Below are 22,796 nucleotides of genomic sequence, written 5' to 3' on the forward strand. Positions count from 1 at the left end.
TGTGATGCTACCCACGCCCGGCCCTCGTCGGTCCCGCTCGCCCACGGCTCAGCCGCGGAGCGGGGTCACCGCTTCCAGACGATCTTCAGCGGGTCCTGGGTCATGTTGGCCGTCGGCTTCGGGCTGTAGAAGGGGGTGATGCGGCAGCCGCCCTGCTTGCAGTCGCCCTCCGCCTTCATCGACAGGTAGACCGACGACTCGGCGATCGCCGGGTTGTCGTAGTCCAGCCGGATCTTCAGGTTGTCCAACGCGTCCTCGTCGTAGGACCATTTGAAGGTGCCCTCCTTCGGCGTGACGCCGCTGACCTTGGTCACGTTGTTCGGGCACCCCGCGTTCTTCAGGTCCTTGGACTTCATGCACTTCTTCACGTTGTCCTTGACCGCGCTGGTGAACGCCTTCTCGCCGGCGGAGGTCAGCGTCGGCTCGATGTCGGAGAGGCCGGTCGGGTAGTCCGACGCGCTCTTGACGACCAGCGTGTTGCTCTTGCCGTAGTCGACCAGCTTGTTGCCGCTGGTGAACGTGTACGACCCGGGGAACAGGGAGATCTTGTTGCTCTCCACCGGGACCCCGTTGATGATCATCGGCAGCGTCTTGTCCCGCTTCGACTGCAGGTCCAGGTCGGCGGCCACCTCGCGCATCTTCCAGACGTCGCCCTCCTTCTCCACGGAGAAGTCGGCGTTGACGTCCTGGCTGCCCAGCGTGTACGAGGCGGTGACGCGGTAGGCGTACTCGTCGTCGACCTCGGGCACGTTGATGGCGCTCATCGGTGCGGTCTTGTTGGACGCGGCCAGCACCTCGTTGGTCAAGAAGGTGGTGTCGGTGGGGGCGGTCGACGCGAAGCCGAGAGCGGCCTGCGCGTCCCCGGCCGCCAGCGCGTCCAGGTAGCCCTTCACCGCGTCCGAGGCCTTCTTGGCCTCGACGGGCGGCGCGCTGGTGGCGCCGCCGCCACCGCCGGTGCCGCCGGTCGCGACCGGGTCGTCACCGTTCCGGCTCACCGCGACACCGATGCCGATGGCGGCCACGATCAGTGCCAGCACGACCGCGCCGATGATGATCGGCACCGCCTTGGACTTCTTGGGGGGCTGCCCACCCGGGTTGTACGCCCCGTACGGCTGCTGGGGTCCGCCGGGTCCCTGCGGTCCGCCGGGTCCCTGCGGTCCCTGGGGTCCGCCCGGTCCCTGCGGTCCACCCTGCCCGTACGAGGGGTAGGGGCCGCTCGGAGTCGGCTGACCGTACGCCGGTCCGGAGTAGCCCGGGCCGCCGTACGGCTGGCCGGGAGGTGTCGGCTGACCCGGCTGGGGCTGACCCGGCTGGGGCGGTCCCTGGTGGGGCTGGCCGGGCTGGTTTCCGAAGGGGTTGTTCCCGCTCACTGTGACTCGCTTCGTTCGTCGTGGTGGGTCAGCGGCCCAGTGCGTGCCGACGGCCTGAGACAGGCGGCCCGGCGGCGGCAGGTGGGGTGCTGGACTCCGAGTGACCGGCACGAGGTTACCGAAGGACGGGGCCAGCGGCAGGGACTTCCCCGAATTGTGAGTGAAGACGTACAAAAGCAACGGCGTCGACCCCGTGGGGTCGACGCCGTCGATGTCGGTCGGACCGTTCTCAGCCGGCGGTGACCGCCGTGGACGCCTTGCGCACCTGGACGCCGAGGACGATCAGAGCGAGGCCGAAGACGATCGCCCAGATGCCGATCAGCCAGATCAGGGCGACCAGACCGATGCCGAGGTTGAACAGCACCACGATGCCGAAGATCAGGCCGAGGGCGCCCGAGACGGCACCCCAGACCCAGGCCCCCGGTGCGTCCTTGCGGATGCTGACGTTCGCGACGATCTGCAGCAGGCCGATCAGGATCGACCAGATCGCGATCAGGACGACCATGAAGCCGAGGGTCTTGCCCGGCCACACCAGGATGATGATGCCGAACAGCAGGCTGACCACGCCGAGGAAGACGCGCAGCCCGACGCCGGGGGAGCCGCGGTGGCGGATCGCGTCGACGAGGTCGACGATGCCGTCGACGACGGCGAACACGCCGATCACGATGGCCAGCACGACTGCGGTGGTGATCGGGGACACCAGCGCGACGATGCCGAACACGATGGCGAGGGCGCCGCGGACGACGGCCCAGATCCAGGCACCTCGGGCGATCTCGGCGTACTGCGTGGAGATGGGGTTGTTCGAGAGGGTGGACATGACGGTCCTTTCTGACTCCGACGAGCCCGCTTCTCGTAGGGGGCGGTCACATCGTGACGCCGTCCGCCGTCGGGGTGGGGGACCTTCTCGCCTTGCCCAGATCACAGTTCGGGCGCAGATCGGCGTGGAGGACTCGCGCCGGCGCGCTCAGATGGGCTCGCCGGCGGTCAGGCGCTCGGCCGCCTGACGGCGGGCGCTGCGCAGACCCGCTGCGGTGAGCACGATCAACGCGACCCAGACCAACCCGAAGCCGACCCAGCGGGCGGGTGACATGGCCTCCCCGAAGTAGAGGACGCCGAGCAGGAACTGGGCGGTCGGGGTCAGGTACTGCAGCAGCCCGATCGTGCTCAGCGGCAGTCTCGTGGCCGCCGCGGCGAACAGCAGCAGGGGGATCAGCGTGACCAGCCCGGAGGAGGCGAGGAGCAGCGACTGCGCGACGCCCTGGTGACCGAAGACCAGCGCGCCGGTGGACTGCAGCCAGAGCAGGTAACCCACCGCGACCGGGGTGAGCACCGCCGACTCCACGGTCAGCGTCTCCAGGGCGCCGGAGTTGATCTGCTTCTTCAGCAGACCGTAGGTGGCGAAGCTGGCGGCGAGCACCAGGGAGACCCAGGGCGGTTGACCGTACTCGACGGCCAGGACCAGCACGGCCACGGCGGCCAGCCCGACCGCCGACCACTGACCGGCACCCAGGCGCTCCCGGAGCACGAGCACGCCGAGCAGCACCGACAGGATCGGGTTGATGTAGTAGCCGAGCGCCGCCTCGACCACGTGGCCGCTGTTCACCGCCCAGATGTAGACACCCCAGTTGACCGCGATCAGAGCGGCGGCGGCGGTGAGCAGCAGCAGGGTGCGCGGCCGCGCGATCGTGCGCCACCAGCCACGGCGGCGGAGGACCACCAGCAGCAGACCGGCGAGCACCAGCGACCAGACGATCCGGTGGGACAGGATCTCCAGCGGACCGGCGGCGGCCAGCAGCGGCCAGTAGAGCGGGACCAGCCCCCACATCCCGTAGGCGCCGAGCCCGTACGCGATCCCGCGCCGGTGCCGTTCCCGCTCGTCCACCGCTCACCCTCCGTACGCCGCTTGCGCCCGGGTCCGCCGGCTCCTCAGGTCAGTCGACCGGACGAGGACCCCGAACCCGAGCGACGACGAGGCCGCAGGGAGTGTACGTCCGCCGGACCGTCAGTCCTGGTGGGTGCGCAGGGTGCCGGCCGGGGTGGCGTCGGCCGAGGTCTGCCGGCCGTCCTCGCCGGGTGCGGCGTTGGGCAGCGTGACGATGTCGAACGAGTCACCGCCGTGCTGGCTGACCCCGCTGCGGATGCTGCGGGTGACCACCGACGAGGCCAGCTTGTGGCGCAGGATCAGCGGGTCGGCGTAGAGGTCCTTGGTCAGCGCGATGCACATGCCGACCATCACGATCACGAACGGCAGGGCGGCCACGATGGTGATCTGCTGCAGCCCGGTCAACGCCTCCGACGGGTCGTCCCCGCCGGCCAGCAGCATCACCGCGGCGACCGCGCCCATCATCACGCCCCAGAAGACGATGATCGGCTTGCGCGGCTCCTCGACCCCGTACGAGCTGATCGACCCCATGATGATCGAGGCCGAGTCGGCGCCGGTGACGAAGAAGATGCCGACCAGGACCATGATCAGCACGATGCTGGCGCCGGTGATCCAGCCGGGCATGTTCAGTGCGTCCATCAGGTTGTAGAGCGTCATCCCGGTCTCCACGGTGGGCGTGCCGTTGACGTCGGTGACCAGGGGAGTGGTGGTGCCGGCCGCCTGGGCCGACTCCTGGAGGCCGATCGCGGAGCCGCCGAAGATCGCGAACCACAGCAGCGACACGGCGCTGGGCACCAGCAGCACGCCGCAGACGAACTGGCGGATGGTGCGGCCGCGGCTGATCCGGGCGATGAACATGCCGACGAAGGGCGTCCAGCTCAGCCACCACGCCCAGTAGAAGATCGTCCAGCCCGACAGCCAGGCCGACATCTCCGGTCCACCCGCCGCGGCGGTCCGCGACGCCATCCCGGGCAGGTCCTGGAAGTACTCCCCGATCGCGGTCGGGATCATGTTCAGGATGAAGATCGTCGGTCCGGCCACGAACACCAGCAGGGCGAGGGCGGCGGCCAGCACCATGTTGATGTTGGACAGCCACTGGATGCCGCGCTCGATGCCCGACACGGCCGAGGCCACGAACGCGCAGGTGAGCACGGCGATGATGATCACGTAGAGGATGCCGGTCGGCTGGGCGAGTGCGCCGTTGGCCTGGAGCCCCGAGGCGATCTGGATCGCGCCGAGACCGAGCGACGCCGCCGAGCCGAAGAGGGTGGCGAAGATCGCCAGCATGTTGATGATCTTGCCGCCGACCCCGTTGACCACCTTCTTGCCGAACAGCGGGGTGAAGATGTCGGAGAGCAGCTGACGGCGACCCATCCGGTAGGTGCCGTAGCCCATGGCCATGCCGACCACCGCGTACATCGCCCACGGGTGCAGCGTCCAGTGGAACAGCGACGTGGCCATGGCGATCCGGGCCGCCTCGGCGGTCTGGCCGTCGACCGTGCCGGGGGGCGGGTTGACGTAGTGGTAGAGCGGCTCGGCCGCACCCCAGAACATCAACCCGATGCCCATCCCGGCCGCGAACATCATCGAGATCCACGACCAGGTGCGGAAGGCCGGCTTCTCGCCGTCCTGACCCAGGGGGATGTTGCCGAAGCGGCTGGCGGCGAGCCAGAGCACGAAGACCACGAAGACCGACGCGGTCAGCACGAACGCCCAGCCGGTCGCGCTCATCACCCAGCCCAGGGCCGTGGTGGAGGCGGTCGACAGGCTCTCGGTGCCGATGAAACCCCAGACCACGAAGGCGATGGTCAAGATCCCGACCACGCCGAAGATGAGCTTGTCGACGCCCTTGCCGATGGCGTCCAGCTTGAGGTTGTCGGGGCGGTGGTCGAGCAGCCGACGCAGCAGGGCCCGGTCGCCCTCGTGCTCGGTCCGGGTGACCGCCGCCTCGGAGTAGTCCTCCTCGACGGCGGGTTCGACGGGCTCGGTGGTCACGTGGCGGGTGTCAGTCATGGACGGGGTCTCCTAGGGTGACGCCGGGGGGCAGGTTCGGGGCGTCGGTCGACAGCTCGACGAAGATCACGCCGTCCACCACCTCGACCCGGTGGGTGCGGACGGGGCGCTTCGCCGGCGGTTGGTCGACCGCGCCGGTGCGCAGGTCGAAGCACGAGGCGTGCAGCGGGCACTCGACCAGGCAGCCCTCCAGCCAGCCGTCGGCCAGCGAGGCGTCCTGGTGGGTGCAGGTGTCGTCGATCGCGTACACCGCACCGTCGTCGGTGTGGAAGACCGCGATGGGCGGGGACGCGTCCACGCGCAGACCCTCGCCGGCGGGGATGGCCGTGAGGGGACCGACTTCGAGCAACTCGAGCCTCCGTCGAGGTAGGTGGGGGTCGTTCGACATGAGAGGTCCCCAAGAGAATCCGCTGCGCGGTCGATTATGTCAAGGCGGATCGGTGTCGATCGCTGCACGTGTCACACAGTTGTAAAAACCGGCCATCTGCCCTCTGACCAGGCAATCCGCCTGCTGGCGTCTCGGTTGTTCGTTGCGGTAGATTCGACGCGTTCCACCATGTGCTACTCGTCAGGCGGTTGAGTGTGCGTTCCTCCCTGCTCGTCGTCGGCGCCGGTCTGGCCGGCCTCGGTGCTGCCCGCGCCGCCCGGCAAGCCGGCTTCACCGGGTCGGTGACCGTCGTCGGCGCGGAGACGCACCGACCGTACGACCGGCCGCCGCTGTCCAAGGACTACCTGCTGGGCACGGTCGGAGTGGGCGACATCGGGCTGGAGGGCTCCACCGAGGACCTGCAGGTCGACTGGCGGCTGGGCTCGGTGGCCACCGCCTTCGAGGCGGGACGACGCCGGCTGAGCCTGGCCGACGGGTCGACGCTCGACGCCGACGCGGTCGTGCTGGCCACCGGCTCCACCGCCCGGCAGCTGCCGGGCGTGGCGGGACCGAACGTGGCGACCCTGCGCACGCTGGACGACGCGGACCGGTTGCGGTCGTTGCTCCGGCCCGGTGTCGCGGTGGCGATCGTCGGCGCCGGCTTGATCGGCTCCGAGCTCGCCTCGGCCGCGCTGACCCTGGGCTGCCGCGTCACCCTGCTCAGCAACGAGACGAACCCCCTGGGCCGCCTGTACGGGGACGAGCTCGGCCAGGTGTTCCTGGACTGGCACCGCGAGCACGGGGCGGAGTTCGTGCACTGCACCTCCGTGACCGGGATCGGCGGGAGCGACGGTGTCCGCGAGCTCGTGGTCGGCACCGCCGCCGGCGAGCGGCGGGTGCGGGCCGACGTGGTCGTCGTGTCCGTCGGGGGCGCTCCGGACGTCGACTGGCTGGCCGGGTCCGGCCTGACCGTGGTGGACGGCGTGGTCTGCGACGAGCGCGGGCTGACCTCGGCGGCCGGGGTCGGTGCGGTGGGCGACTGCGCCTCGTGGTGGGACCCGCGGTTGGGTCGGCACCATCGGGCCCAGCACTGGACCGACGCCCTGGAGCGACCGGCGATCGTGGTCTCCGCTCTGCTGGGGGTGCCGCTCGGTCGGGCGCGGCCGTACCTGCCCTACTTCTGGTCCGACCAGTACGGCCGCAGGATCCAGCTGGCCGGCTACCCCACGCTCGCCGACCGGATCGAGGTCGACGGCGACGTGGCCGACCCGGCCGCGGGGTTCGTCGCCCACTACCGCCGCGACGGCGAGTCGGTGGCGATCTTGTCGGTGGGCCGCCCCCGCGAGTTCACCCGGGCCCGCAAGCAGCTGACCGCCGAGCTCGGTCACCTGCCGGTCGAGCTCATCCGCGCTCCCTGATCGCCGAGAAGACTGACCACCGTGAACGTCCCGACCGCCGAAGTGCCTGACGCCACCGCCGTGACCCCGTGGAGGACCGCATGACCATCCTCGATCCCTCGCTCACCACCGTTCGGGAGCAGATCTCGGAGAGCCTGATCTCGACGCTGCCCGGGATCAGCTACGTCGCCGAGGAGGTGTTCGCCGCCGAGCAGGCCTCGATCATCGAGCGGAGCTGGTTCTGCGCCGTGCGCGCCGCCGACCTCTCCGGTCCGGGTGCGTTCCGTACGGTGCAGATCGGTCGGGAGAGCGTGATCGTCTCCCGCAACCGGCGGGGGGAGATCCGCGCCTTCTTCAACATCTGCCGGCACCGGGGCGTGCGGCTCTGCGTGCAGCCGGAGGGCCAGCTGAAGCGGGCTTTCCAGTGCATGTACCACGCGTGGACGTACGACCTGGACGGCACGCTCATCGCCGCACCGAACCTGACCAAGATGCCCGACATCGACCGGGAGACGTACGCGTTGGTGCAGCCGCACGTCCGGGAGTACCTCGGGTACGTGTGGATCTGCCTGGCCGACGAGCCGCCGTCGTTCGACGACGAGGTGATCGGCGCGGTCCGGGACCGTCTCGGGGACGAGCACCTGATCGACGGCTACGACATCGCGCAGCTCGCCCTGGGGCGGCGCATCGTCTACGACGTCGCCGCCAACTGGAAGCTGATCGTGGAGAACTTCATGGAGTGCTACCACTGCGCGACCATCCACCCCGAGCTCACCGAGGTGCTGCCCGAGTTCGCCGACGGGCTGGCCGCGCAGTACTTCGTGGGTCACGGGGCGGAGTTCGGCGACGAGATCCAGGGCTTCACCGTCGACGGGTCGGAGGGTCTGGACCGGCTGCCCGGGATCACCGAGGACCAGGACCGCCGCTACTACGCGATCACCATCAAGCCGAACGTGTTCATCAACCTGGTGCCCGACCACGTGATCATCCACCGGATGTTCCCCCTGGCCGCCGACCGGACGGTCGTGGAGTGCGACTGGCTCTACCTGCCGTCGGTGGTGGCGGAGGAGCGCGACCTGGACGCGTCGGTGGAGCTGTTCCACCGGGTCAACCAGCAGGACTTCGAGGCGTGCGAACGCTGCCAGCCCGCCATGTCGTCCCGGGTGTACGCCGACGGCGGGGTGCTGGTGCCCAGCGAGCACCACATCGGCGCCTTCCACGACTGGATCACCGCGCAGGTCGGGCCGTCCATCGAAGCGGCGCGCGCGGCGCAGGGTGGCCGACGGTGAAGGCGGTGGCGGCCCGGACGTCGACGGTCGTCCCGCTGGAGATCGAGGAGGACGACCAGGCGCGCACGGGTGGGATCCAGTCGGTCGACCGGGCCGTGCAGATCCTGGAGCTGCTGGCGCGGGACGGCCGGACCGCGGTGGGTGAGGTGGCGGCGGAGCTGGGGGTGCACAAGTCCACGGCCTCCCGGCTGCTGAACGCGCTGGAGAGCCGCGGTCTGGTGGAGCAGGACAGCGTGCGCGGCAAGTACGACGTCGGCGTCGGGCTGCTGCGCCTGGCCAGCACGGTGAGCGCCCGGCTGAGCATCGTGCAGCGGGTCCGGCCGGTGCTCGAGCGGCTGGCCGACGAGTTCGGCGAGACCGCCAACCTGGCCGTCTGCCGGTCCGGTCAGGCGGTCAACGTCGACCAGGCGATGGGGCGCTCACCGCTGATGACGTACGACTGGATCGGCAACGCCACCCCGCTGCACGCGACGGCCAGCGGGAAGATCCTGCTGGCCGCGATGTCGTCCGCCGAACGCTCCCGGACCCTCGGTCGTCGACCGCTCGCCCCGCACACCGACGCCACCGTCACCGGTCGCCGCGAGCTGGACGTCGAGCTGCGGAACATCGCCGCCAGCGGTCTGGCCAGCACCCGGGGTGAGCTCGTCGAGGGCCTGAACGCGATCGCCGTCGGCGTGCTGGATCACCGTGGTGTGGTGGCCGGTGCGATCAGCCTGTCGGGTCCGGACATCCGCTTCGACCCCGCCGACGCGGCGGTGACCGCCGCCCTGCGGGCCGCCGGCGCGGAGGCGAGCGCACGGATGGGCTACGGCGAGGACTGAGCTCGACCACCAACGAGATCTGCTCGGGTTCGTCGGTTTCGCTCGATCTCTAGACCGAGCAGAGCCGACGAACCCGAGCAGACCTGGGTGAGGGTGCCGCCGCGCTGGGAATCAGCGGAGACCGAACGCCTCGAGCACGTCGGGGGTGCCCTTTCCCTTCCGGAGCGGCTTCTCCCCGGCCACCCGCAGGAGGCTGCCCGACAACGCGTCGTGGTCCAGACGGCCGCCGACGGTGCGGCCCGTGAGGGACGGGTGCAGCACGATCAGGGGCACGCGGTTCCCCGAGTGGTCGTCGTCCTCGTCCCAGGTGACGACGACCGCCAACCGTCCGGAGCGGAAGTCAGGGCCCGCGGTGATCGTGGGCAGCCAGGACCGCAGCCACCGGTCGGTGACGGCGGCGGAGCAGTCGTGGCCGTCGTGGCACACGTCGGGCACCAGCAGTCCGACGGTCGGCAGCCGGCCGGCGGACACGTCGGCGGCGAGCGCACCGCGGGTCGGTGTACCGGCCGGGACATCGAGTCGACGACAGGCCGACCGTTCGCCGGGGTCGGCGAAGTAGGTCCAGGGGTTGTGACGGACCGCGTAGTCGCCGTGGTTGTGCAGGGCGCAGGTGGTGGGCATGCCGTCGGCGTACGTCATGGCGGTGTGCCCGCCGGCCAGCAGCGCCCCGAACACCGACCGCCCCGCGATCTCGTGGACGGCGGGGTCCTCGTCATCGGTGACCCCGAAGGTGGAGCCACCCGCGATGGAGAGGTAGTTGGGCAGCGAAGGGTGACGGATCGCGTGGTAGTCGGTGGCGTAGCCGTAGCGGTGGGCCTGCGACATCAGGTACGGCAGATGAGTGGCCACGTCGCCGACGCTGCGGTTCTCCTCCATGATCACGAGGACCTTGTCCACCGCGATCGGGGCTGGGGTGGCCGGGGCGGCCGCCGGAGGGGCGGAGCCGGAACGGGCCGGCGCGGTGGAGATCGGTGCAGGTGGGTCCGCCGCCGGCGGCGCGCAACCGCTGACCGCGAGGACCGACACGATGACGGCCAGGACAGCGGCCCCCGCCCCCGGCCGGGCCCGGCGGGCACCCCGGGCGGTCGTCGCCGGTTCAGACGTCACGGAACCGCAGGACCTTCTTGGCCACGGCCCGCAGTCGATGGTCCGCGACGGTGAACGGGAGCCGCTCGTACCGGTGCTCGGCGTAGTCGATCCCGACGGCGCCGAAGCTCTCCTTGAACTGCGCCAGCGGTTGGGACCGCCCGGACTCGCCGAGGTGGTAGGTCCGGCAGCCGTGCGCACAGGCGAGCTGCAGCATGCTCCACTGGACGAGCGAACCGGCCTTGGTCGAGCCGACCCGGTCGACGTCCATGGCACTGCGGGTGACGTGGGCGGTCTGTCCCAGCAGCATGATCGAGCCGTACGCCGGTTCGTCGTCGACGAAGGCCATGGTGAGGACGAAGTCCGGGCCGAGATGGTGGGACATCCGGACCAGCTTCTCCAGCGGGTCCCGGCGGCGCGCCCGCCAGCGGGCCAGCCGCAGCGGCTCGTGCTGCCGGGCGGCCCACCGGTCCACCGAGGTCAGGTAGAGGTCGTAGTAGGTGTCCAGGAGGTCTCCGGCGCGGTCCACCTCGATCCGGACCCCCGCGCGCTCGGCGCGCCGGACGTACTTCCGGGTCCCGCGGTGCAGGCGCGCCCAGACGGCATCGACTCCGCCGTCGAGGTCGACGACGTGAGCGTGTCGGCCGACGGCCAGGGAGGAATCGTCGGTGGCGGCCTCCCACAGACCCGCCCGGGTCGGATCGGGCCGGATCCAGACCCGCTGGGCCCCGAGACCGACCAGGTCGGTGAGGATCTGTCGCAGGGTGCTCTCGTCGAGGCCGCGGCCGACGACCCCGCCCATGCCCCAGGCGGGGGGCGGGGAGAGCAGCCAGCCGCCCCAGCCGGCCACCCCGGTCCGGCGGACGAGGGGGACGACGAACCGGCGACCGTCGGCGTCGGCGTAGAACCGGGTGGCGTCCTGGTAGCTCCCGCTCGCGCAGATCGCGTCCACCCACTCCGGGGTGTGCTCGGGCAGCGCGTCCGGGTCGCTGTCCACGACGGCCCGCCACCACGCGCGCCGGTCGTCGGGTCCGGGCTCGATCAGCCGCAGGTCGGCGGACGCGACGGGCACTGACGAGACGACGCCGGCCGGCCGGGTGTCGGCTGGGCTCTTCGCCTGTCCGAGCTCGGTCATCGGCGTCCTCACTGTTCCGTCCCCGGACGACCTGACCCCGAGGGCTCGATCCTCCGCAGGCCGCGTGCCTGGGATCACCAGGATCCGGCATCCGGCTGTGATGAACCTGAGCGACCGCGGCCCCCGCCCCTCACCCCGAGCGAGAACTGAACCGACCACAAACGGGATCCGCTCGGGTTCGTCGGTTCTGCTCGATCTATAGACCGAGCAGAACCGACGAACCCGAGCGGAGATCTGCGTGGGTGGGCCGGGCGTCAGCCGACGACGGTCCAGGTGTCCGGTCCGGCGATCATGGCCTGCAGGGCGTCGTCGTCCGAGCCCTTGTCGGCCGCCAGCGAGACCTGCTCGCGGGCCAGGTCGTCGTACGTGGGGGCCTCGACGTCGCGGAAGATGCCGATCGGGGCGCGGTGCAGGATGCCCGAGTCGGTCAGCCGGGACAGCCCGAACGCGAACGACGGGTCCGGGTTGTGCGCGTCGTGCACGACCAGCCGGTCGGCGCCCACCGCGTCCACGTCGACGACCTCGAAGGCGCCCGAGACGGGGTCGCGGACGACGCCCTTGCTCTGGTCGACCCCGAAGCGGATCGGCTCACCGTGCCGGAGCGGGATGATCGCCTCGGCCGAGGTCTCGGCGTCCTTCATCGAGGCGAACGCGTCGTCGTTGAAGATCGGGCAGTTCTGGTAGATCTCCACGAACGACGTGCCGCGGTGCGCCGCCGCCGCGCGCAGCACCTCGGTCAGGTGCTTGCGGTCGGAGTCGACCGTCCGGGCCACGAAGGTGGCCTCCGCTCCCAGCGCCAGGGACACCGGGTTGAACGGGTTGTCCAGCGAGCCCATCGGGGTCGACTTGGTGATCTTGCCGATCTCGGAGGTGGGGGAGTACTGCCCCTTGGTCAGCCCGTAGATCCGGTTGTTGAACAGCAGGATCGTCAGGTTCACGTTGCGCCGGAGCACGTGGATCAGGTGGTTGCCGCCGATGGACAGCGCGTCGCCGTCACCGGTGATGACGAACACCGCGGCGTCGGAGCGGGCGGTGGCCACACCGGTGGCGATGGCGGTGGCGCGACCGTGGATCGAGTGCATGCCGAACGAGTCCACGTAGTACGGGAACCGCGACGAGCAGCCGATCCCGGACACGATGACCGTGTTCTCCTTGCGGATCCCCAGCTCGGGCATGAACCCCTGGAAGGCGGCCAGCACGGCGTAGTCACCGCAACCGGGGCACCAGCGCACCTCCTGGTCGGAGGTGAAGTCCTTGCGGCTCAGCGGCTCCAGCGCGAGCGGCACACCGGAGAGGCCGGGACCGATCGGGGCGGTGGGCACGGCCGCCGGAGCCCGACGCCCGGCGGGACCTCCCGGCCGGCCGGCGGGCCGGTCGGTGCGGGGGATCGTGGTCCTGGTGCGGCCCTCGGTCTGCTGACCGTCGGTGGTGCCGTTTCCGCTGACGGTGTCGTTTCCGTTGAGCGCGGTCACGCGGGTACTCCTTCGATCGAGTCGATCTCGGCCTCCAGGTCCGCGGCCAGCTCGCTCAGCGAGATGGGCAGTCCGCGGACACGGGAGTAGCTGTGCACGTCCACCAGGTACTTGGCGCGCAGCATCATGGCGAGCTGGCCCAGGTTCATCTCCGGGACGATCACGCGCTCGTAGCGACGCAGCACCTCGCCGAGGTTGGCGGGGAACGGGTTGAGGTGGCGCACGTGCGTCTGGGCGATCCGGCGCCCGGACTTGCGGACCCGGCGCACGGCGGCGGTGATCGGACCGTACGTCGACCCCCAGCCGAGCACCAGCACGCTGGCGCCGAAGCCCTCGCCGGCGTCCGGGTCGTCGACGACGACGTCGGGGATGTCGCGGACGATGCCGTCGATCTTGGCCTGCCGGGTGCGCACCATCTCGTCGTGGTTGGCCGGGTCGTAGGACACGGCCCCGGTGTCGCGCGCCTTCTCGATGCCGCCGATCCGGTGCTGCAGGCCGGCGGTGCCGGGTATCGCCCAGGGCCGGGCCAGGGTCTCCGGGTCGCGCTTGTAGGGCAGGAAGACGTCCTTGCCGGCCTTGTCGGTGGCGTTCGGTTCGGTGGCGAACTCGGGGTCGATCGGCGGGATGGCCGACAGGTCGGGCACCTCCCACGGCTCGGCCCCGTTGGCGATGTAGCCGTCAGACAGCAGGAACACGGGTGTGCGGTACTTCACCGCGATCCGGATGGCCTCGATGGCGGTGTCGAAGCAGTCGGACGGCGTCTGCGCGGCGAGCACCGGCACCGGCGCCTCGCCGTTGCGGCCGTACATCACCTGCAGCAGGTCGGCCTGCTCGGTCTTGGTCGGCATGCCCGTGCTGGGTCCGGCGCGCTGGATGTCGCAGATCACCAGCGGCAGCTCGGTCATCACGGCGAGCCCGATGGTCTCGGCCTTGAGCGCCACGCCCGGGCCGGAGGTGGTGGTGACCCCCAGGTGGCCGGCGAAGCTGGCGCCCAGGGCCGCTCCGACGCCGGCGATCTCGTCCTCGGCCTGGAAGGTGGTGACACCGAACCTCTTGTACTTGCTCAGCTCGTGCAGCACGTCGGAGGCCGGGGTGATGGGGTAGGCCCCGAGGAACATGGGCAGGTTCGCCTTGCGGGCGCCCGCCACGAGGCCGTACGCCAGCGCCACGTTGCCGGAGATCTGCCGGTAGGTGCCGGCGGGCATCGGGGCGGGCGGCACCTCGTACGTCACCGCGAAGACCTCGGTGGTCTCGCCGAAGGCGAACCCGGTCTTGAAGGCCGTCAGGTTGGCGTCGCGGATCGCCGGCTTGTTGGCGAACTTGGTGGACAGGAAGTTCAGCGTGCCCTCGGTGGGACGGCCGTAGAGCCACGACAGCAGCCCGAGCGCGAACATGTTCTTGGCCCGGGACGCGTCCTTGCGGGACAGCCCGAACTCCTTGACGGCCTCGACGGTCATCCCGGTGAGGTCGAGGGCGTGCAGCTGGTAGTCGGCGAGCGAACCGTCCTCGAGCGGGCTCGCCTCGTATCCGACCTTGGCCAGGTTGCGCTTGGTGAAGTCGGCGGTGTCGACGATCAGCAGACCGCCCCGGGGAAGGTCCTCGAGGTTGGCCTTGAGGGCCGCCGGGTTCATCGCCACCAGCACGTCGGGGCGGTCACCCGGGGTCATGATGTCGTAGTTGGCGAAGTGCAGCTGGAAGCTGGAGACGCCGGGCAGGGTGCCCTGGGGAGCGCGGATCTCGGCGGGGAAGTTCGGCAGCGTCGAGATGTCGTTGCCGAAGGTCGCGGAGTCGGCGGTGAACCGGTCGCCGGTCAGCTGCATCCCGTCGCCCGAGTCGCCGGCGAAGCGGATGACCACCCGGTCGAGGGTGTGGACCTGTCGCACTGCGTGGAGCCTTCTTCCGTCTGGATGGTCCCGCACCGGTGGGCGTGGGACGGTCCGCCGCTGGTGGTGCGAGCGTCGGACCTTCGGTGCGGTTGTCGCCGCCGGACGCGTCAGCGCCTCAGCCATGATAAGGGCGTCCTCACCGGGAACCACGACCTTCTCAGGCGTGAAGGGCCCGGCGTGACCGACGCCACGCCCGGAACGGCTGCGGCGGCGCCCCAGACGGGTGCACCGAGCGCAGCCCGATCGCGGACCTGCCCAGGCGAGCACCGTGAGTCCCAGGAAACTCTCAGGCGGTGTTTGGGTGACCGCTTCAGGGGTACTGCCGGTCTGGACGCGGTCCTACGGACGGCATCCTGCCCAGGAATGCATGCTGGGGCTATGGTCTTCAGGTCAGTACTGAGAACTTCCTGAGTCACCCGGGGGCCGGGGCCAGGGATCGTCGAGGAGGACGCACGTGTCGGCTGCGCTGCCGGAGGAACGGCCCGTCAAGAGCCTGATCCCCGTTCGGATGGACCGGATGCCCTGGTCGAGATTCCACTGGCTGGTGATCGTCGGCCTGGGCACCGCCTGGATCCTGGACGGGTTGGAGATCCAGCTGGTGGCCTCGGCCGGCTACGCCAAGTCGCTGGGGATGAGCTCGGCCCAGGTGGGACTCACGTCGACCATCTACCTGCTCGGTCAGGTCAGCGGCGCCCTCATCTTCGGACGGCTGACCGACAAGCTCGGCCGGAAGAAGCTTTTCGTCATCACCCTCGCGGTCTACCTGATCGGCTCGGCCATCGCGGGCCTCTCCCCCAACGTGTGGTTCCTGTGGGTGTTCCGCTTCATCGCCGGCATGGGCATCGGCGGTGAGTACTCGGCCATCAACTCCGCGATCGACGAGCTCATCCCCGGCAAGTACCGCGGCCGGGTGGACCTCGCGATCAACGGCACGTACTGGGCGGGCGCGATGCTCGGTGCGCTGGGCAGCTTCTGGCTGCTGGACACCGACCGGTTCGCCGAGAACGTCGGCTGGCGGATCGCCTTCTTCATCGGCCCGGTGCTGGGTCTGGGCATCATCTACCTGCGCCGGTACATCCCGGAGAGCCCGCGCTGGATGGTCACGCACGGTCAGGGTGAGGCGGCCGAGAAGATCGTCGAGGGGATCGAGCGCGATGTCCAGGCGCAGGGCAAGCAGCTGCCGCACATCGCCGACTCCGAGGCCTGGTGGATCAAGGCGCACGAGGGCCTGAAGCCGAAGCAGCTGGCGTACGTCTTCTTCAAGCTCTACCCGTCCCGCACCTTCCTGGGTCTCACGCTGATGGTCACCCAGTCGTTCCTCTACAACGCCATCTTCTTCACCTCCTCGCTGGTGCTGCAGAACTTCTACGGCAAGACCTCCTCCAGCGCCGCGCTCTACTTCTTCCCCTTCGCCCTGGGCAACCTGCTCGGGCCGCTGCTGCTGGGCCGGTTCTTCGACACCGTCGGCCGACGGAAGATGATCGGCGGCTCCTACACGCTGGCCGCCGTGGTCCTGTTCATCTCGGGCTGGCTGTTCAAGGCGGACCTGCTGACCGCGGGCACCCACACCGCGCTCTGGTGCGTGTCGTTCTTCTTCGCCTCGGCCGGGGCGTCGGCGGGCTACCTGACCGTGTCGGAGATCTTCCCGCTCGAGGTGCGCGGGCAGGCCATCTCCTACTTCTTCTCCATCGCCCAGTGCTTCGGCGCCATCGGGCCGCTCATCTTCGGCATCCTGATCGGTGAGGGCACCGACCGGGTGCCGTTGTTCTGGGGCTACGTGCTGGCGTCGGCGATCATGCTCTTCGGCGGACTGGTGGCGTTCAAGTTCGGTGTCGACGCCGAGGGCAAGGCCCTGGAGGACATCGCGCCGCCGCTGAGCAGCTACGACGAGCACGGCAACCAGCTGACCAAGCTGCCGGTCTAGGAGCCCTGATGACACAGTCACCCACCGTCCCGGCCGGCACCGCCGGCGTGTCCGAGGCGCCCGGAGCGTCCGCGGCGGCAGAAGCGGACCGGCCGTACACGATCGTCGTCGGAGTCAGCGCCACGTCGAAGTCGCCGGCCGCGCTGACCTGGGCGGCCGCCCAGGCCGGACGGACCGGGGGCCGGGTCGTCGCCGTGCGGGCCTGGCGGATGCCCAACCCCCAGGCCACCCCGGCCGGCACGCCGGCGGGCCGGATCTCGCGGGCGGAGGACGTGGAGGCGGAGGCCCGCCGGGTCCTCGAGGCCGATGTCGTCGCCGCTCTGGGGCCTGATCACGGCGTCGACGTCCGGCTGGTGCGGGGCGGGAAGCTCAAGGTGCTGCTGGTGGCGGCCACCGGCGCCGACCTGCTGGTGGTCGACGCCCCGAGGCAGCTCGTGGCCGGCCCGATGTTCGCCCACCGGCTGCTCTACGCCGCCGACTGTCCGGTGATCACCATGCCGCCGCGGCTGTCCGGCGAGCCGCCCTCGGCGCTCACCCGGGTGGCCGGGGCCCTGGGTCGTGGCGTCGTGGCGGCAGCGGGCACCGCGGGACGACCCGGCTACCGACCGCCGCCCCGGCAGTGACACGATCGGACGCCGACGAGAGGAGCCTGATGTCGGACGAGGTGGGGACGTTCCTCCTGCTGGGGGCCAGCGGCGACCTGGCGGGGCGGTTGCTGCTGCCCGCTCTCGGTCAGCTGCTCGACCGGGAGCCGGAGCGGCGGAGCACGGTGCTGATCGGCGCCGGCAGCGAGCCGTGGGACGCCGAGCAGTGGCGGGACCACGTCCGGACCGCTCTCGCGAGCGCCGAGGTCGCGTCCGACACCGTGACGGCGGTGCTCGAGACGACCCGTTACCTGCAGGCCGACGTGACCAAGGCCGAGGACCTGCGGCGGCTGCTCGGCGAGGGACCACCGGCACCGGCCATCTACTTCGCCCTGCCGCCGGCCGTGACGGTGGCGTCCTGCGAGGCGCTCCGGGAGGTCGAGCTGCCCGCGGGCACCGTGCTGGCCCTGGAGAAGCCGTTCGGCACGGACGCCGCGAGCGCCGCCTCCCTCAACCAGCTGCTGACCCGGCTCGTCGACGACGAGCACGTGCAGCGGGTCGACCACTTCCTCGGCCGCTCGACGGTCCTGAACGTGCTCGGTGTGCGGTTCGCGAACCGGCTGTTCGAGCCGCTGTGGAGCAACCAGCACGTCGAGAGCGTCACAGTGGTCTACGACGAGCAGCTCACCCTGGAGAACCGGGCGCGCTACTACGACGGCGCCGGGGCGATGGCCGACATGATCCAGAGCCACCTGCTGCAGGTGATGGCGCTGGTGGCGATGGAGCCACCGGCCACGGTGAACGCCCGCGACCTGCGGGACGCGAAGGCCGCGGTGCTCCGAGCCTGCCGGCCCTGGCGCGGTGACCCGGTCGCGGCCAGCCGGCGGGCCCGCTACACCGCGGGCACCATCGAGGACCGACAGGTCCCGAACTACGTCGACGAGCCGGGGGTCGATCCCGCCCGCCAGACCGAGACCCTGGCCGAGGTGGACCTGGAGATCGACAACTGGCGCTGGGCCGGGGTGCCGTTCCGACTCCGCTCCGGCAAGGCCCTGGAGCGGCGTCGCAAGGAGATCGTGATCACCTTCAAGCCGCCGCCACACGTGCCGTCAGGCCTTCGTGGGGATCCGGCGCCCGCCCGGCTGCGGCTGGCGCTCGGCCCGGACCGGATGTCCTGGGAGATGAACGTCAACGGTCCCGACGACCCGTTCACGCTGGACCGGGTCACGCTGGACACCAAGCTCAGCCCGGGCCGGCTCCCGGCCTACGGCGAGGTGCTGGCGGGGGTCCTGGACGCCGACCCGTTCCTGTCCGTCCGCGGCGACACCGCGGAGCAGTGCTGGCGGATCCTGGAGCCGGTGATCGGTGCCTGGCGCAGCGGCGAGGTGCCGCTGGACAGCTACCCGGCCGGCTCGACCGGGCCGCCGGACTGGCCGAAGGCCTAGCCGGCGGGCTGCTCCCGGACCGACGGGTCGGTGGCGTACCAGAGGGCCAGCGGCAGCTGGAAGGCGCTGAAGCAGTAGTTGCCCATCGGCAGCCAGTACCGGAACTCCTCCACCGTCGCCCCCTGGTAGACGGCGGTGAACTGCCAGCGGTCGGCGTACATGTTCCAGATCCGACGCCTGCGGGTCTCGCCGTCCTCGGTGAAGCTGATGGTGCGCTCGAACTTGATGATGTCGTTGTACGTCGTGTCGGACGAGGCCTCGACTGCGACGTCGGCGAGCTGGCTGATGCCTTCCTCGAACCCCTCCCGAAGCGGTGGCAGGTCGGCAGCGGTCACGTCCAACCCCAGGTCCCGGACGGCCACCGCGAAGTGGGTCGCCTCGTCGTCGCGGTCCGGCCCCACGATGACGCCGTCGAGACCGTCGTCCAGGTCCTCTCGGAACCAGTCCGAGGGGTGCCGGAACTCGTAGCGTCCGTCCCGGTCGGTGTAGGTGGTGACCCCGGTGAACCGGGGTCGTCCGGTGCGAGTGGGGCGCACCCTCATCGGTGCTCTCCGTTCGTCGTCGGTTCCGCCGCGTCGACCTCTACGGCCCGGAAGGCCTCCGGTGAGGGGACCACGGCGCCGGTCAGCTCCAGCGTCTCGGCGAAGTGGCAGGCGACCAACCGCGGCCGCGCGGCGGACTCGTCGGAGCCACCCTGACCGTGGGGGATCTCCCGCAGCTCCGGGGTCTCGTCGGAGCACTTCTGCTGGGCGTACTTGCAGCGGTTGTGGAAGTAGCACCCCGATGGCGGGTTGGCCGGGCTCGGGACCTCGCCGCGCAACGGCTCGCTGGTGTGCCGGTTACGGGGATCGGGCTGCGGCACCGCGGCCAGCAGCGCCTCGGTGTACGGGTGCAGCGGCCGCGTGTAGAGGTCCTTGGTGTCGGCCGTCTCGACCACGCGGCCGACATACATCACCACCACCCGGTCGGAGATGTGCTCGACCACCGACAGGTCGTGGCTGATGAACAGGTAGGTCAGCCCGAGCCGTTCCTGCAGGTCCTCGAGCAGATTGATCACCTGGGCCTGCACCGACACGTCCAGCGCCGACACCGGTTCGTCGCAGATGATCATGTCCGGTTCCAGGGCGAGGGCCCGGGCGATGCCGATGCGTTGCCGCTGGCCGCCGGAGAACGCGTGCGGGTAGCGGCTGGCGTGCTCGGGCCGCAGACCCACGATGGTCAGCAGCTCGGCGACCCGGTCGCGCAGCGCCTGGCCCTTCAGCACCTTGTTGATCACCAGGGGCTCCGCGATCACCCGACCCACGGTCATCCGGGAGTCGAGGGAGGCCATCGGGTCCTGGAAGATGAACTGCAGCCGCGGGCGGACCTTGTCCATCGTCTTGCTGTCGGCCCCCTCGAGGTGCACCGGACCCAGCTCGGGGTGGCGGAAGATGATCTCGCCGCCGGTGGGCTCCTCCAGCCGGATGATGGTCCGGCCGGTGGTGGACTTGCCGCAGCCCGACTCGCCGACGATGGCCACGGTCTCACCGCGGTTGACGCTCAGCGAGACGCCGTCGACGGCCTTCACCTGGCCGATCACCCGGCGCAGCGCCCCGCCCTTGATGGCGAAGTGCTTCTTCAGGTCGCGGACCTCCAGCAGCGGACCCTCGGCCGCTTCCCGGGGACGAGCGCCGTCCGGCTCGGTCCGCCGGCGGCGGCTCGGTGGGGCAGCTGTGTGCCCTGCGTCGGTGTGCTGTGTGTCGGTCATGGACGTCCTTCCGCCGTCGAGCCGGCCAGGGCGTGTTCGTCGTCGTAGAGATGGCACCGTACGCCGTGCCGGTGCGCCCCCGGGAGCAGCGTCTCGGGCGGGATGACGGTCTGGCAGACGTCACCGATGAAGTCCGGGCAGCGCGGGTGGAAGCTGCAGCCGGTGACCTGTGAGTACGGGTCCGGGACCGAGCCCTTGATCACCTCCAGCGGCGCGTGCTCGGCCGCCCCGATCCGGGGGATCGACCGCAGCAGCGAGCGGGTGTACGGGTGCTTGGGGTGGTAGAAGATGTCGTCCACCGACGCGCGTTCGACCACGCGGCCCTGGTACATCACGATCACCTCGTCGCAGAGCTGGGCCACCACGCCCATGCTGTGGGTGATGAAGATGATCGACATGCCGATCTCCTCCTTCAGCCGCAGCATCAGCGCGAGGATCTGGGCCTCGGTGGTGACGTCCAGCGCGGTGGTCGGCTCGTCGGCGATCAGCAGCGCCGGGTGGCACGACAGCGCCATGGCGATCATGGCCCGCTGCCGCATGCCACCTGACAGCTCGTGCGGGTAGGAGTTGGCGATCCGCTCCGGGTTCGGCATCCCGACCTGGCGCAGCATGTCCACCGCCTGGTCCCAGGACTGCTTCTTGTCCGGCGTCTGGTGCAGCTGGATGGCCTCCTGGATCTGGGAGCCGACCTTGTAGACGGGGTTGAGCGAGGACATCGGCTCCTGGAAGATCATCGCGATCTCCGAGCCGCGGATCGCCCGCATGGCGTCGCTGGTGGGCTTGAGGTCCGTGATGTCGATCTCGCCGGAGGAACCCATCGCCGAGTCCAGCTCGGCGCTGTCGGGCAGGGACTCGCGGCGTTGGTCGCCGGGACGCCGGAACTGGATCGACCCGTCGGTGATCCGGCCGGAGCGCTCCAGGATCTGCATGATCGCCCGGGCCGTCACGCTCTTGCCGCTGCCGCTCTCCCCGACGACACCGAGCACGCTGCCCCGGGTGACGTCGAAGCTCACGCCGTTGAGCGCGTTGACCGTGCCCAGGGTGGTCTTGTACTCGACCTGGAGGTCCTGGACCGAGATGATCGCGTCCTCGCGGGTGCTCCCGGCTGGGTGCTCGCCGGTCCGGTGGCCGCTGTCGCCGCGACCACCACTGCCTCTGCGCCTCGTGCTCACGTCTGGTCCTCCTCGGGTCTGCGGCCGGGCCGGTGGGGGATGGTCGGTCGCCTCAGCTGTACGGGTCGACGGCGTCGCGGACGCCGTCACCCAGCAGCTGGAAGCAGGTGATGGCCACGATCACGAACAGAGCGGGGAGCAGCACCCACGGGTACTGCTGCAGCACGTCGATCCGGGACGCGTCCTTGAGCAGCACGCCCCAGCTGATCGCCGGCTCGGTCATCCCGATCCCCAGGAACGACAGCGTGGTCTCGGCGATGATCGCGGCCGGGATGGCGAGCATGGCGACCGCCACGATGTGGCTGGCCGAGTTGGGCAGCAGGTGGGTGGCGATGATCCGCGGTGCCTTGGCCCCGGCGGACTTGGCCGCCGAGACGTAGTCCGACCGCACGTAGCCCATCACCTTGCCGCGCAGCTGGCGGGCGAGGCCGGTCCAGGCGACCAGCGACAGGATCACGCTCATCAGGAAGAAGCGCTCGGTGACCGACGTGTCCTGCGGCAGCACGGCGGCCATCGTCGCCCACAGCGGCAGGGTGGGGATGGCGGTGATGATCTCGATGACGCGCTGGATGAGGTTGTCGGTCCGACCACCGGCGTAGCCGGACCAGGTCCCCATGATCGAACCGAGTACGGTGGCGATGGCCACACCGAGCACGCCGATGGTCAGCGAGACCCGGCCGCCGTACAGGGTGCGGGAGTAGATGTCCCGACCGTTGCCGTCCGCGCCGAACAGGTAGAGCTTGGCCTCACCTTCGGGTGCGACCAGCAGGTGCCGGCTGGTCGGGATCAGTCCGAGCAGCTTGTACTCGTAACCCTGGCCGAAGAACTGCAGCCGGATCGGGTTGCTGCAGTCCTTGACGTAGGTGGTGGTGATGTTGATCGGGTCGATCTCCTGGGTCACCGTGCACATCGCCGGCCCGCCCGACCAGGTCAGTGGCGTCGGTGCCGCGTACTTGTAGGCCTGGTTGATCTGCACCGGGTCGTTGGTGGCCAGGAAGGGCGCGAAGATCGCTGTCAGGTAGAGGAGCGCCAGGATGAACAGGGCGACGACGGCGAGCTTGCTCTGCTTGAACCGCCGGATCATCAGCTGGGTCTGGGAGACCTCGCCGACCGGCTTGCCGGTGGTGCCCTCGGGTGGTGCCGCCGGGGTGGTGGTGGTCTGGTCGAGACCGGCACCCGTGATCTGGTCTGTGGACATCTGACCCT

Annotated in this window: 19 protein-coding genes; 6 read left to right on the plus strand and 13 right to left on the minus strand. The window is 70.3% G+C overall.

The window, feature by feature from the left end; all coding sequences use genetic code 11:
* Positions 1-65: 65 nt before the first annotated feature.
* The 5 genes from ABD714_RS00390 to ABD714_RS00410 all read right to left on the minus strand — a co-directional run bounded on the left by ABD714_RS00390 (position 66) and on the right by ABD714_RS00410 (position 5,653).
* Complete coding sequence (locus tag ABD714_RS00390; protein WP_344810285.1) at positions 66-1,370, minus strand: hypothetical protein; 1,305 nt, start codon at positions 1,368-1,370, stop codon at positions 66-68.
* Positions 1,371-1,599: 229 nt separating this feature from the next.
* Positions 1,600-2,187 carry an HdeD family acid-resistance protein gene (locus tag ABD714_RS00395; RefSeq protein WP_344810286.1) on the minus strand — a complete coding sequence of 196 codons (588 nt, stop codon included), beginning with the start codon at positions 2,185-2,187 and terminating at the stop codon, positions 1,600-1,602.
* Between the two features lie 147 nt (positions 2,188-2,334).
* The gene (rarD, locus tag ABD714_RS00400; protein WP_344810287.1) at positions 2,335-3,252 is read right to left on the minus strand and encodes an EamA family transporter RarD; all 918 of its coding nucleotides are present in this window, start codon (positions 3,250-3,252) and stop codon (positions 2,335-2,337) included.
* Between the two features lie 120 nt (positions 3,253-3,372).
* Positions 3,373-5,265: a BCCT family transporter gene (locus ABD714_RS00405; RefSeq protein WP_344810288.1), complete on the minus strand. Its 1,893-nt coding sequence runs from the start codon at positions 5,263-5,265 to the stop codon at positions 3,373-3,375.
* Positions 5,258-5,653, minus strand: a complete 396-nt coding sequence (locus tag ABD714_RS00410; RefSeq protein WP_344810289.1) for a bifunctional 3-phenylpropionate/cinnamic acid dioxygenase ferredoxin subunit — start codon at positions 5,651-5,653, stop codon at positions 5,258-5,260. The genes ABD714_RS00405 and ABD714_RS00410 overlap by 8 nt, the downstream gene beginning before the upstream one ends.
* Before the next feature lie 194 nt (positions 5,654-5,847).
* Here ABD714_RS00410 and ABD714_RS00415 point away from each other — a divergent pair, with 194 nt between their 5' ends.
* The 3 genes from ABD714_RS00415 (at position 5,848) to ABD714_RS00425 (ending at position 9,139) form a co-directional block, all read left to right on the plus strand.
* The gene (locus ABD714_RS00415; RefSeq protein WP_344811249.1) at positions 5,848-7,050 is read left to right on the plus strand and encodes an NAD(P)/FAD-dependent oxidoreductase; all 1,203 of its coding nucleotides are present in this window, start codon (positions 5,848-5,850) and stop codon (positions 7,048-7,050) included.
* A gap of 80 nt (positions 7,051-7,130) precedes the next feature.
* Positions 7,131-8,318 (plus strand): aromatic ring-hydroxylating oxygenase subunit alpha, encoded by a 1,188-nt coding sequence (locus ABD714_RS00420; RefSeq protein ID WP_344810290.1) that lies wholly within the window; start codon positions 7,131-7,133, stop codon positions 8,316-8,318.
* A complete protein-coding gene (locus ABD714_RS00425; RefSeq protein WP_344810291.1) occupies positions 8,315-9,139 on the plus strand; it encodes an IclR family transcriptional regulator in 825 nt (274 codons plus the stop codon). The genes ABD714_RS00420 and ABD714_RS00425 overlap by 4 nt, the downstream gene beginning before the upstream one ends.
* A gap of 111 nt (positions 9,140-9,250) precedes the next feature.
* Here ABD714_RS00425 and ABD714_RS00430 read toward each other — a convergent pair whose 3' ends face one another.
* From ABD714_RS00430 to ABD714_RS00445, 4 genes are all read right to left on the minus strand, one after another.
* A complete protein-coding gene (locus ABD714_RS00430) occupies positions 9,251-10,246 on the minus strand; it encodes an alkaline phosphatase family protein (RefSeq protein ID WP_344810292.1) in 996 nt (331 codons plus the stop codon).
* Complete coding sequence (locus ABD714_RS00435) at positions 10,236-11,360, minus strand: GNAT family N-acetyltransferase (RefSeq protein ID WP_344810293.1); 1,125 nt, start codon at positions 11,358-11,360, stop codon at positions 10,236-10,238. Before ABD714_RS00435 ends, ABD714_RS00430 begins: the two co-directional genes overlap by 11 nt.
* Positions 11,361-11,614: 254 nt before the next feature.
* Entirely contained in the window at positions 11,615-12,682 is a 1,068-nt protein-coding gene (locus ABD714_RS00440; protein ID WP_344811250.1) for a 2-oxoacid:ferredoxin oxidoreductase subunit beta, read from the minus strand.
* A gap of 146 nt (positions 12,683-12,828) precedes the next feature.
* Positions 12,829-14,841: a 2-oxoacid:acceptor oxidoreductase subunit alpha gene (locus ABD714_RS00445; RefSeq protein ID WP_425562316.1), complete on the minus strand. Its 2,013-nt coding sequence runs from the start codon at positions 14,839-14,841 to the stop codon at positions 12,829-12,831.
* A gap of 331 nt (positions 14,842-15,172) precedes the next feature.
* Between ABD714_RS00445 and ABD714_RS00450 the strand changes: the two genes are divergently transcribed.
* From ABD714_RS00450 to ABD714_RS00460, 3 genes are read left to right on the plus strand one after another with little or no spacing between them, the layout of a single operon-like run.
* Positions 15,173-16,642: an MFS transporter gene (locus ABD714_RS00450; protein WP_425562317.1), complete on the plus strand. Its 1,470-nt coding sequence runs from the start codon at positions 15,173-15,175 to the stop codon at positions 16,640-16,642.
* Positions 16,643-16,650: 8 nt separating this feature from the next.
* Positions 16,651-17,265: a universal stress protein gene (locus ABD714_RS00455; protein ID WP_344810295.1), complete on the plus strand. Its 615-nt coding sequence runs from the start codon at positions 16,651-16,653 to the stop codon at positions 17,263-17,265.
* Positions 17,266-17,294: 29 nt separating this feature from the next.
* On the plus strand, positions 17,295-18,671 hold the full coding sequence (locus tag ABD714_RS00460) for a glucose-6-phosphate dehydrogenase (RefSeq protein WP_344810296.1): 1,377 nt from the start codon (positions 17,295-17,297) through the stop codon (positions 18,669-18,671).
* Here the strand turns inward: ABD714_RS00460 and ABD714_RS00465 are convergent.
* From ABD714_RS00465 to ABD714_RS00480, 4 genes are read right to left on the minus strand one after another with little or no spacing between them, the layout of a single operon-like run.
* Entirely contained in the window at positions 18,668-19,213 is a 546-nt protein-coding gene (locus ABD714_RS00465; protein WP_344810297.1) for a hypothetical protein, read from the minus strand. The two genes, ABD714_RS00460 and ABD714_RS00465, sit on opposite strands and share 4 nt — an antisense overlap.
* The gene (locus tag ABD714_RS00470; RefSeq protein ID WP_344810298.1) at positions 19,210-20,418 is read right to left on the minus strand and encodes an ABC transporter ATP-binding protein; all 1,209 of its coding nucleotides are present in this window, start codon (positions 20,416-20,418) and stop codon (positions 19,210-19,212) included. The genes ABD714_RS00465 and ABD714_RS00470 overlap by 4 nt, the downstream gene beginning before the upstream one ends.
* Positions 20,415-21,590 carry an ABC transporter ATP-binding protein gene (locus ABD714_RS00475; RefSeq protein WP_344810299.1) on the minus strand — a complete coding sequence of 392 codons (1,176 nt, stop codon included), beginning with the start codon at positions 21,588-21,590 and terminating at the stop codon, positions 20,415-20,417. The genes ABD714_RS00470 and ABD714_RS00475 overlap by 4 nt, the downstream gene beginning before the upstream one ends.
* 52 nt (positions 21,591-21,642) lie before the next feature.
* Positions 21,643-22,788 carry an ABC transporter permease gene (locus ABD714_RS00480; RefSeq protein ID WP_344810300.1) on the minus strand — a complete coding sequence of 382 codons (1,146 nt, stop codon included), beginning with the start codon at positions 22,786-22,788 and terminating at the stop codon, positions 21,643-21,645.
* Positions 22,789-22,796 lie beyond the last annotated feature (8 nt).

This window comes from Microlunatus aurantiacus, from assembly GCF_039536605.1.
Lineage (GTDB): Bacteria > Actinomycetota > Actinomycetes > Propionibacteriales > Propionibacteriaceae > Microlunatus > Microlunatus aurantiacus.